Annotated in this window: 10 protein-coding genes; 9 read left to right on the top strand and 1 reads right to left on the bottom strand. The window is 41.3% G+C overall.

What is annotated here, in order from left to right; all coding sequences use genetic code 11:
- The 7 genes from ASV53_RS25585 to ASV53_RS20150 all read left to right on the top strand — a co-directional run.
- Nucleotides 1-568: hypothetical protein (locus ASV53_RS25585; protein WP_205049217.1), on the top strand; the 568-nt coding region annotated here is incomplete at its 5' end.
- Nucleotides 569-1,191: 623 nt separating this feature from the next.
- Complete coding sequence (locus ASV53_RS20175) at nt 1,192-2,172, top strand: restriction endonuclease (protein ID WP_094958422.1); 981 nt, start codon at nt 1,192-1,194, stop codon at nt 2,170-2,172.
- Between the two features lie 133 nt (nt 2,173-2,305).
- Nucleotides 2,306-3,559, top strand: coding sequence for a tyrosine-type recombinase/integrase (locus ASV53_RS20170; RefSeq protein WP_094958421.1), 1,254 nt, complete (start codon nt 2,306-2,308; stop codon nt 3,557-3,559).
- Between the two features lie 99 nt (nt 3,560-3,658).
- Complete coding sequence (locus ASV53_RS20165; RefSeq protein ID WP_239928868.1) at nt 3,659-4,045, top strand: hypothetical protein; 387 nt, start codon at nt 3,659-3,661, stop codon at nt 4,043-4,045.
- Nucleotides 4,046-4,090: 45 nt separating this feature from the next.
- Nucleotides 4,091-4,591 (top strand): hypothetical protein, encoded by a 501-nt coding sequence (locus tag ASV53_RS20160; RefSeq protein WP_094958419.1) that lies wholly within the window; start codon nt 4,091-4,093, stop codon nt 4,589-4,591.
- Nucleotides 4,592-4,693: 102 nt separating this feature from the next.
- Nucleotides 4,694-5,125 carry a DUF2787 family protein gene (locus tag ASV53_RS20155; protein ID WP_094958418.1) on the top strand — a complete coding sequence of 144 codons (432 nt, stop codon included), beginning with the start codon at nt 4,694-4,696 and terminating at the stop codon, nt 5,123-5,125.
- A 1,451-nt stretch (nt 5,126-6,576) separates the two neighbouring features.
- Complete coding sequence (locus ASV53_RS20150; protein ID WP_094958417.1) at nt 6,577-6,777, top strand: hypothetical protein; 201 nt, start codon at nt 6,577-6,579, stop codon at nt 6,775-6,777.
- Between the two features lie 132 nt (nt 6,778-6,909).
- On the opposite strand, the gene ASV53_RS20145 is transcribed toward ASV53_RS20150, so the two are convergent.
- A complete protein-coding gene (locus ASV53_RS20145) occupies nt 6,910-8,145 on the bottom strand; it encodes a hypothetical protein (protein ID WP_094958416.1) in 1,236 nt (411 codons plus the stop codon).
- 182 nt (nt 8,146-8,327) lie between these two features.
- Here ASV53_RS20145 and ASV53_RS20140 point away from each other — a divergent pair, with 182 nt between their 5' ends.
- The gene (locus ASV53_RS20140; protein ID WP_094958415.1) at nt 8,328-9,485 is read left to right on the top strand and encodes a tyrosine-type recombinase/integrase; all 1,158 of its coding nucleotides are present in this window, start codon (nt 8,328-8,330) and stop codon (nt 9,483-9,485) included.
- 10 nt (nt 9,486-9,495) lie between these two features.
- Nucleotides 9,496-9,678 carry a helix-turn-helix domain-containing protein gene (locus ASV53_RS20135; RefSeq protein ID WP_094958414.1) on the top strand — a complete coding sequence of 61 codons (183 nt, stop codon included), beginning with the start codon at nt 9,496-9,498 and terminating at the stop codon, nt 9,676-9,678.
- The last annotated feature ends 316 nt before the right edge of the window (nt 9,679-9,994 follow it).

Here is a 9,994-nt window from a genome sequence, read left to right as displayed (position 1 = left end):
TCGGATATGTGTTGAAGAGCCAGACATAGACATTGTACTCATAGAGAAAAATGGAGACCTTCAGTTAGTCAGTAACCATAAAATAAGTAAGATTGCGGAGCTTGACGAGTCACATCGACAGCAAGTTCTTACTTATTGCGATGATTTACTAAAACAACATGTGGATCACTATATTTTGAATAATGCCACAAATTCTGTCTTACTCAGCGATGATTCATTTCCTTTACCACCACCTGAAAAAATGCTTTCTTCTAGATATGATGGTTATCTACCTTTGCTGCTTGGCTTGTATTGCATTAAAAATGAAAGTACCTACAAAACGTTGGAAAACCGTGACTTTGAAGTTATTTTTGATAGTTTTAATGAGTTTGTGAAAAAAGAGTTATTTGATAAATTTAGATTTTTAGAGGATGACTATAAAGGTTGGTTAAAAAGAAAGGATAAGAATGGAGAGTCTGGTGACCTTGATACCTATATCAATAAGGTCTTAACTAGGCGTCTTCGCGCTAATATAAATAAAGCGAAGAAAATAATTGAACAATTTGACGACTTGTATTTTTCAATTTAGTTGTTAACTGGAAAGTCGTTTTGATGGACTGTCAGTGAAGCCTTTTATCACAGGCGTTGGTGATGAGTGTGCCGTAAGCTCGTTGGGGATATACATCTACAACTAATCACACTGCAAAAATCACCATGACATTGCTAGCTCCATTACCCCTCAAATCACTCCCCATTATATCCCCTCTAGAGTTTCACCAAACAATTGCACCATCGTCACTAGAACACATTTTAACGAGAGTATTCATTATCGTTATTGCCAACCGTCAGTATGTAAATATCGTTGTTAGAACCCATTACAGTAACAACCTGAGCTTACCTAGACGTCAACTGCCACTGGCTACATTACCGATTGTCTCGACTCGACAGAGTTAATTCTATATTGCTGGTGGAAATTCTATGTAATGTATGGATTTAGATTACTGTGGAGGTATCGGTTCCTGATTCATCCCGTGAATGTGATGTGATGGGATGAATTGGGAGCTGTGTTTTGGATATGGTGTTGATATTAAATATATAATAACCAGTACAACAGCTTGCCGAAGGCCGCTGTTGTACTGGTTATTATTAATGCTAAGTTAGTGGTTCTGGTGTCAAAATTCGGTGAAGTCGTCAGCTATTTTAAGGGTAGTCATGGGAAATATTATACTGGTACGTAGCCCAAGTGAGTTAATTTCAATAAATCTTGCTGGTTATGGTTGGGAGCGTATTGATATGTCATCTTTTGCAAGTTTTGAGCAATTGATGACTTATGTGGAAGTTGAAGGTATTAATCTAGGTCGTAAGAAAAATCAAATATCTAGGTTTTTCCATGCTAAACCTGGTGACATTGTTGTGGTGCCTGTATCTAGAGCGATTGTCCTTGGTGTGGTTCGTGAAGGTAAGTCATATCAAAATGATGGTGGCTATGGTGCCAATCGGATTAACGTTGACTACTTTAAGAATGAAAATGGTGAGGAAATAAGAATTCCTCGTTCAAAACTCTCACAGGGTTTGGAAAGTCGATTAAAAATCCGAATGAGTATCGCTTCTTTGAATGAATTCTCTGAAGAAATTGAAAAGTACCTAACTCAGTTGAAAGAGAATGATCAAGTTTGTTTCGACAGTCTTTTTCAGCAACAGAAAGATAATCAAGTTGCTGACTTTAAAGAAACTTTGCTTTCTAGGTTAAGAGGTGGTTCTACTACCCTGAAAAGCGGTGGTTATGGCTTGGAAAAACTGGTTAAAGAACTAATGGAACTTGAGGGTTACTCTGCTCATATAGCTGCTAAAAATAAGACTTCAGACATTTCAGATGTTGATATTGAAGCTAGTCGTACTGATCCGGTATCGAGTAATCGGGTATTTATTCAGGTTAAACACCATAGAGGTGAAACTAGTGGGTGGGGGATTCGCCAATTAGCAGCAATCGAAGAAGATGAGCATGTTGATAAATGGCTTATTACAACTGCTACTGTGACAGCCGATACCTTAGAGCTTGCTAAAAATGAAAATGTTTCCGTGATGGATGGTGAGAAACTGGTTGACTGGATTTATGACCGAATTAACGAATTGTCACCTTCAACCAAAGAGCAACTTGGTGTAGGTATACTACCTCAGGTGATTGCCTCGTAGTAATCTTGTTATTAATCATTATCTTGCATTTCTAACCTAGCTTGAGAGTAACACTTGGCTGCGATATACCCGTAACATTAAGAAAAATAAACATAAATTAATAAAGTACTGTCTTAATAAGAGGTACTTTGTTATGACTATTGGTAAATCAATAAAATCGCAACGACTCACCACTACTTTCCTCAATAACCTAAAACCCAATCCCTCAACGGCTAAATCCGCTGATTACGAAATTAATCTATCCGCAATGAAAGACTCTGGATTACCTATAGGCGTTAGATGCTTAGTTGGGAAACGACGTGGTTCAGTACGCTATCTTTTTAGGTACACCAGTCCCATAACTGGTAAGAAGGCAAGCATAGGACTCGGTAGGCTTAATGATACAGACCTAATCACTTTGAGGAAAAAGGCGAAAGTATATCGTCAGAAAACTCTTGAAGGCATTGATCCAAAACTTGAGCGTGATAATCAAGTTGTCGAAAAGACGATGACTTTGGAGAGGTTCTTTGATGAAGTCTATCTTCCACTCGCCAAGCAAAAGCGTAGTTGGAAGGATGATGTAGCTCGATTTCGGTTGGCGAAGTCGATACACCATGTACCGATTCATGAACTGACCGCAGCACATATCATCAAGATCCAGATGGAAATGCAGAACGCAGTAACTATAAAAGGGAAACCTTATGCTCCTGCGTCGATCAATCGTGTTTTAGCGTTGTTAAAAACGATTAACAAGAAAAGTTATGCGCTAATGGACACCCCTTTCATTGCGAATAAGGTCAGCTTGTTGAAGGAAGATAATGTGCGAACCGGATACTTGAGTGCGTCTCAGCTTAAGGAGTTCATCGCTCATGCGCTCGACTATCCTGATAGACAAACTGGTGCGTTCTTAGCACTGTTATTTCTCACTGGCTTACGTGATAAAGAACTTCGATTTCGCTTACACAGTGATATCAATTGGGAAGAGAAAACTTTATATATAGATCGGACCAAAAATGGCAGCTCACACGTTATTTACTTGAGTGATTACATGATTAGTATTTTGGAATCGATACCCAAGGTGGCGAATAACCCTTATATCTTTGCTGGACGTCGTAAGGGTAAACCGATTAGTCCTGCTAGACATGCTTTGAAGGTGATTAAAATCAAGATGGGCTTGCCTGATATCCCCGGTCAAAAAGCGAATATAACCCTACACAGTGCTCGCCATACGCTTGGTTCCCTACTCGCCAGCCAAGGAGTGCCTTTACATGATATCGCTAAGCAGCTGAATCATAAAGACTTATCAAGTTCGAGAAGGTATTCAAAATTGACTGTGGGTAGGAGGCGTGAAATCGGTTCTCGCTTGTCAGATATGGTAACTGCAAAACCTGAGATACGTTGGGAATGATAAATACGAGTTTAAGAATTTAGACTAGAAACAACACTAGAAAAGCCCCTGTTTAGCGATGAGCTAAACAGGGGCTTTTTCATTATTAGAAGGAAATTCATGATGAAGAAAGTAAACAAATTTGAAGACATTGAAGCACTACCAATGCCCGATGTGGTGAAAGCGAAACTGCTAGAGCATTTGATTGAGCCATTCGGTGATGCAGAATCGACTAAAGCGTTCTGGGATGAGATTGGGACGACCTTGTACTTAATCGAAGAAGCGGATACCGATGAATCCTTGAATCAACAATCCGAGGCAGATCAGCATTTCCTTCGCTTTGTCACTAATTACCCTGAATGGGTTCTGTTACTGAATGACGATGGGTGTCCTTGGTTATTGGCAGTTGCCATAGTGACCATGGAAGGTGGTGGCGTGTATGTCTGCGCACCAATGAACAGTCCAACGTTCCCTGTGGTGAAACTGTCTGACCAAGTTGAAGCTTGAGTACCAATCAAATCTTAATCGTCACTAATAGTATGGAGGTGTCTGATGGCACGTAAAACAAGCAATAAAGATGAAATCGTTCAACCCGAAGCTGTAGATAACAATGAACAAGTCACCGTCGAGGAAGAAGCGCCAGTAGACAATTTCGCTAATATCGTGCTCGATGGTAAAGCGAAAAAACTCAGCCCGAAAACCGAGAACCACGTGTTCTATAAGCTTTCGATACACGATGATCTAAATACGCTTCACCTACAAATCTCAGGCAACGAGGCTGGTGGACTTCATAGTAAAGAATGGGTTGCTATTTCTGATATCGTCGCTGTACTTGACGTACAGGAAGGCAAGTCATTTAAGAGCACTGTATTTAAGTCTGTGTTCAAGGGTGGGTCTGCGAATAATGCTGGATTCTTAGCGGCATGTTGCAGGGGGCTTGGTCTTATCATCCCGTCGGAGAAATCGGTGTTTCTCCACGTTCTGGCACCTGACTACACTCAATGTCGGGATGAACTCCTTTCATTAGTAGGTGACGCTAACAAGGCTGAATAATCCTCAAAGCCACATCACTCCTTACCGAACAATCCCTTTCTGACTTTTCATACAAGGCATTGACCAAGAGTGCTTTCCAGTAAAACAAAATGAGACTGTATTATGAAATTGACCTTTGACGTCGATAGGTTACTGCTGCCTGTTTCAGTGGACCTACAAGACAGACTGAATGAAGTTGCTAACCAAAATGACAAGCTAACATCATCAACCAACGCGTTAACCTTTAACTTCCGAGATACAAGCTACAATGCAGAATCAGGTGGTTGGCACCCTGTTGAAATCAGGATTGTGCGACTGTATGACCAATGGATTTTTGATTACATCACTGACTTTAGCTATTGCGGTGGCCTTTTTCCGGAACTGGTTAAAGAAGTGGACTTTAACTTTGGATGCGGAACGGCGAGTTTTCTCTATGTTCCGGAAACACCGATATCTGATAGCAATGTCTGCGACTTTTATCAGGTCTGGGAGATGAACTTTCTCAGTTACATCAGTATGAACGTGTTTGATGAAATAAAAGTCATGGCTGAGTAGTCCATTGCCACCCAACCTTGAACAAAGCACCATGTATGCACCATAAAACAGTTGTTGTTAGTTCCGGTAAATTTAAGGCTTCCCATTGTGCCATGTGGTTCATGGTGTGATGAGGGGCCTTTTTCATATGGGGTTGTAACTCCAACGTTTTGCCAATCCGTTGAAACTGGAATTCAGAGGAGATGTGCTTCTAATGCGAGGTGAAAGTTGGGTAGAACGTAATGTGAGATGTTAACTGGAAGTCGCTTGGTTAATTTTAACCAGTTTGCTTGTCTGGTACTGGTATTTTGATATTGCTCCACCTATTGCATCTTGAGGCAATAGGTGGCGTTAATGAACTGCGCTGTTGTAAATCTGGTTATAGTGGATAGGTAAGTTGGAAATTCAGAGAGTGAATTTACTGATGAAATTACCCCTATATATCCCTTCATATTAGATGTGCAAGCACTTATTAATTATATGTTATTGATTTGCATTGATAAATTGACATTTTTTCGATTATCTATGTGCGATAAGGGTTGGCAATTCATCAAATTCAATCAGTGCTGTTACCATGTATACCCAACTTAAATTTGACTTAACTATGGCAATTTTAAGTCGGATTACCCTAGTGTAGCCATCCGGTGCGTTCATTATTCAGTCGGGCTGATTAACCAATATCCTGCAATCTTCCTCGTGAACAACCACTTTAATAGCGTAGTGCTACATCAAGTTGACTCATTGAATAGATGTGAACTAATCACGTTTCAATTCATGCTTTAGGTTAACGGGTGACAGTACTTCAACATTGCACATCCAAGCTTCCAAATTCTGCAATACAGGTGCAATCGTGATACCTGATGGTTAATTAACGGCAACCAGTATTACCACTCCTCACAACCTTGATGATAGCTAATCAGCTCTAAATTAAGACTGTTCTCTAGCACCTTAAAGTTAGGATGGTGTTTATCCTCACGTCGAATGAATTTCAAAAAATTAACCAATCTGAGTAGATCCTGACTCCTGTAGTGAACCAGATGAACTCAGATCAATTAGAAATTTATCTCAATCACTCAATATCGCAGTGATTATTAATCAAAAAGGAAAAATGGTATGACAATCAAGAAGATTTTAACACTTGTAACGACTTGTCCGGCCTGTGGTGAACGTGCCTACGATGATGGTAGTTGCCAAGTCTGCGGTCATTCACATTAATTAGGAACGGGTGAAAAATGTCTTTATTCAAGAAAATGAGTGACAACCTAAAGTTCTGGACTTGTCATAAGTGCGGCAAAAAAACAGGCGTATCAGAAGGCTCGTCCTGCAACCGTTGCGGTAAGTGGATTTGTAATAGTCACAAAGCCGCTGGCGGTGTCTGTAAAGGTGGTTGCTAGTCTTAATTAGATCATGAGTAAGCAGGGCGATATCAGCGATGGTATCGCCCTTTTTTGTATCTGTAATAAGGGAACAATATGGAGAAGAGAGCCGTGTCAGTGCATTACCCTGATAAAGACAAAGACCGAAAGGTGGAAGTGGATTTTAGTCTTAATGGCGCAAAGAAAGGCTGTGCGATTGGACTGGTTATCGCTTCAAGAATTCCCCATCCGGCAGCCATACCCATTGGCTTGGTTGTTGGTGGGATCCTTGGTGGGGTGTTTGGTAGTTCCGATTGACAACATAAAAGTAGAGGATCAGTGCCTCTACTTTTTTAACCTTCGTAAGGTACAGGGCTGGGTTTTCCCTTATGGAATAGGCTGATTTGCCGTGTGTGTGCTTATTTCGTTGGGGATATTAAATATTACGTTTCACACACCAATCATTTCATCGTTAAATCTATAAACAGGTATTTCTACCTCAGCAGCTATTTCCGGTATGGGCAAAGTAAATCTGTCTTCCCATTTAAAAATTGATAGATAGCTATGTAGCTTAGCCATCGTATATTCAATACTCCGCTTATCCTTTTCTCCGCGATTTCCCGTTAGCTCTACAGCACATTTTTTAAGTGGATAGTCTTTGATAATCACATATTCTTTGTCAGGCAAGCTTTGATCCCACATTAACTGATTATTAAACATGGCTTTTTTAGTGAAAGGGTTTTTGGGGATATCCTTGATTTCTTGCTCTAGCGTTAATCCATAGCAGGCCGTGTCGCTATGGCTGTTTGAAAACTCTATTGTTACGGCGCAGGCCATCTCTTTTTTGGTGACAGCTATTGTGAATTTACTTTCCGGATCAGAGAGAATGTTTGCCTCGAAGTTGGATGCTTTTGCGATGCTCAGTTTGCAGGGGAGGTAGCCCATGTGATCATAGGGCTTAATGAGAAGATGTAGACTTGGCGTATTATCTTCATCCTGGTGGTTACCTGTGATAGCTATTAAGGTTGCACGAAATGGTTTATTGCGTGGCTGTGAAGATATCGGCACGCGGTTGATATTTTTTCTAAACCAAATTCTCGTTGGTTTTATTAAGTGCTGCTCTGGCTTTGGTGATAATGCTTGAAAAGCTGACAGTAAATATTCGTGGCAATTCGCTTCTGTTTTCTGATCGTCATTTAATAAGCAATTTAGTTCATTAATGAAGTGTTGGTTCACTTTGTACCAGGCATCGAAGGTTGTGCTTTTAATGGTGAGGGTGACTTGTACTGTTTGGTAGCTACTCGCCACTTTTTTAGCAATGTCTTGTTTCTCGTAAAGACTGTTGCCTTTGGGCAATGGAAGTCCGCTTTTTTGGTATTTCTCCGAGATGCTATTTGGGCTGACAGTGATATGGATATCGAAGCTGTTTTCAAGAGCTTTGATAGCACTTTTAATACGATTCTTCTTGAGAAAGGTTGAGTGTGATGAACGTGCTGGCATTCGAACATTAATATCAGCTTTGGTGAATGCATCGTTAAGTTTTTTGCTGATATCGTCAGGGCTAACACCGAGTAGATGTTTTAGGGTAATGATGAGCTGATGCTTTTGATTTGCACTTGTTAGAGCGCTTTTATGAATATGCAGATTAACTGTCTTTTCGATGTATTCCGTTTTTCTTCTTGGCATGTCAAATCAAACAATTTTGTACCTTTTATCACACTTTACCCTTTTTTCTGTCCTTATGTCTTCAAGGGTTTGCATTGTAGGACAGTGCTTGAGCCTTTGAGGTAAATATGGGCTTGAAGCTAAGGAATTGATAAAAATCAATAAATTATTGCTCACGATCCATTTAGATAGAGTTAGATATTGTGAGTAATACATTGATCGATTTTAACCAGAAGGTACTCAACGCCTTGCCTCGCCCTGGAAAGGGTGAGCAGGGTGTTGAGTATCGATGGAAGAAGAATCCCCGTCTGCGTGCTTTGGTTTCCAGTAGCTATATCCGTTGGGTTGTTCGCTTAAGCTGGAAAGGACAGCGTTACTATGAGTCCTTTGGTACTTACCCTGAAATGAAGTTTGCAGACTTCAATCAACAAGCCTACCAATTCATTGCCGATGTGCAGTCTGGAGCTTACCAGAAAGGCTCTCGTCTGACGGTGCAGCAGTTCTTTACTGAAGTCGCGTTGCCATACAGTCGCAAGCATCACCGTGATCATAAGACGTTTCTGTCTCGTTCTAAGCGTGTCATGAAAGTACTTGGAAAGAAGCGTGTTACTGATGTGACACGCCGTGATATCGAAGGTTTTCTGAATTCCTTGTCCGGACTAAGTAATGCGTCTGTGAACCGTTATCAAGCCTTTTTATCAAAACTTTTTTCGATGGCGGTCGAGCATGAGATCATAGAAAAGAACCCTGTTAAGGGGGTGAAGAAGCTGGTGGAAAACAACCTGAAAGATCGTGTGCTGTCGCCGAAAGAGTCAGAGAGCTTCTGTCGTCATGCTTGTGCGGAACCCAACTTTATTCATGCCAGCGCTCTCATGCTGAGCCTTCTGACTGGTATGCGTATTGGCAACGTGATCAGTTTGACTCGTTCTATGCTGGCTGACGACTTGTCATCCGCGTTGTTACCCATGACCAAGTCAGGGAAAGCGCAACGTATTTACTTTTCCGAGCCTGCGAAACGACTGATACGAAAGTGCCTCAAGGTGTCTTTCAATGATTGGGTGTTTCCGTCGTTCAAGAATAAAGGTGAGCACATTGCTTATCCGCGAGCCTGTATGGAACGTGTTCAGAAAGGTATGAAAGCGGACGGTTGTTTTGACGGGCCTTTCACCATTCATGATCTGCGTCGTACGCATGGAACCTCAATGTTGATTGCGACCAACGATATCCGTCTGGTTCAACAGAGCCTTGGTCATTCCAACGTGAGCGTGACTGAGCGTTACGCCTACTACCAGAACATCCATTTAGCTCAAGCCTCACAGCAGACCGTCGAGGCGATGTTACCCAATTTCCAATTTTCGTAAGGAGTTTGAAATGTCTAGAGTATTAACCATCGAAGAGTTCGCGGAAATGTATGGTCTTAATCCTGCCACGGTCAGAACCAACGTCACCCGCAATCCTGGTAGTCTGCCTCCCGTGATGCGTATAGGTCGCAGTGTTCGCTTCCTGCGTAGTGAGGTTGAATTATGGGAGCAGAAGATGATTAAGCGAGCGTGAGTAAGACTGGTTTAATTTGATGAAAGCCCAAGGGCATCCGCATGGACGCCCTTGGGCTTTCTTATATCCACTCGGCTTTAATCAAACAAATATGTACCTTTTGGTCTTTTTGCGTGCTTTGGAACACTAAGCTCCATCAGCAGTTCGCCTTATCCAAGGTCTCTAGCTACCTATGTTGACTGACATGCTCTGAAAATCCTTTTAGCCCTGAATCATTAAATTAGCTCTTGTCAGCTAGATGGATTCATTGAGTTGGCGTTCGAGGGAGCGGTGAGCTTTCTCACCGCTCTTTAACAAATTGTATATTTTTTAAGGA

It is taken from the genome of Photobacterium sanguinicancri (assembly GCF_002265265.1).
Classification (GTDB): Bacteria; Pseudomonadota; Gammaproteobacteria; order Enterobacterales; family Vibrionaceae; genus Photobacterium; species Photobacterium sanguinicancri.
Note: the sequence above shows the minus strand (reverse complement) of the source record. Positions and strands in the feature narration are given on the sequence as shown.

Excerpts from the sequence above, each read along its gene's own strand:
- ASV53_RS20145 (WP_094958416.1), bottom strand. The coding sequence starts at position 8,145 with ATGCCAAGAAGAAAAACGGAATACATCGAAAAGACAGTTAATCTGCAT.
- ASV53_RS20155 (WP_094958418.1), top strand. The coding sequence starts at position 4,694 with ATGAAATTGACCTTTGACGTCGATAGGTTACTGCTGCCTGTTTCAGTG.
- ASV53_RS20165 (WP_239928868.1), top strand. The coding sequence starts at position 3,659 with ATGATGAAGAAAGTAAACAAATTTGAAGACATTGAAGCACTACCAATG.
- ASV53_RS20135 (WP_094958414.1), top strand. The coding sequence starts at position 9,496 with ATGTCTAGAGTATTAACCATCGAAGAGTTCGCGGAAATGTATGGTCTT.
- ASV53_RS20175 (WP_094958422.1), top strand. The coding sequence starts at position 1,192 with ATGGGAAATATTATACTGGTACGTAGCCCAAGTGAGTTAATTTCAATA.
- ASV53_RS20150 (WP_094958417.1), top strand. The coding sequence starts at position 6,577 with ATGGAGAAGAGAGCCGTGTCAGTGCATTACCCTGATAAAGACAAAGAC.
- ASV53_RS20170 (WP_094958421.1), top strand. The coding sequence starts at position 2,306 with ATGACTATTGGTAAATCAATAAAATCGCAACGACTCACCACTACTTTC.
- ASV53_RS20160 (WP_094958419.1), top strand. The coding sequence starts at position 4,091 with ATGGCACGTAAAACAAGCAATAAAGATGAAATCGTTCAACCCGAAGCT.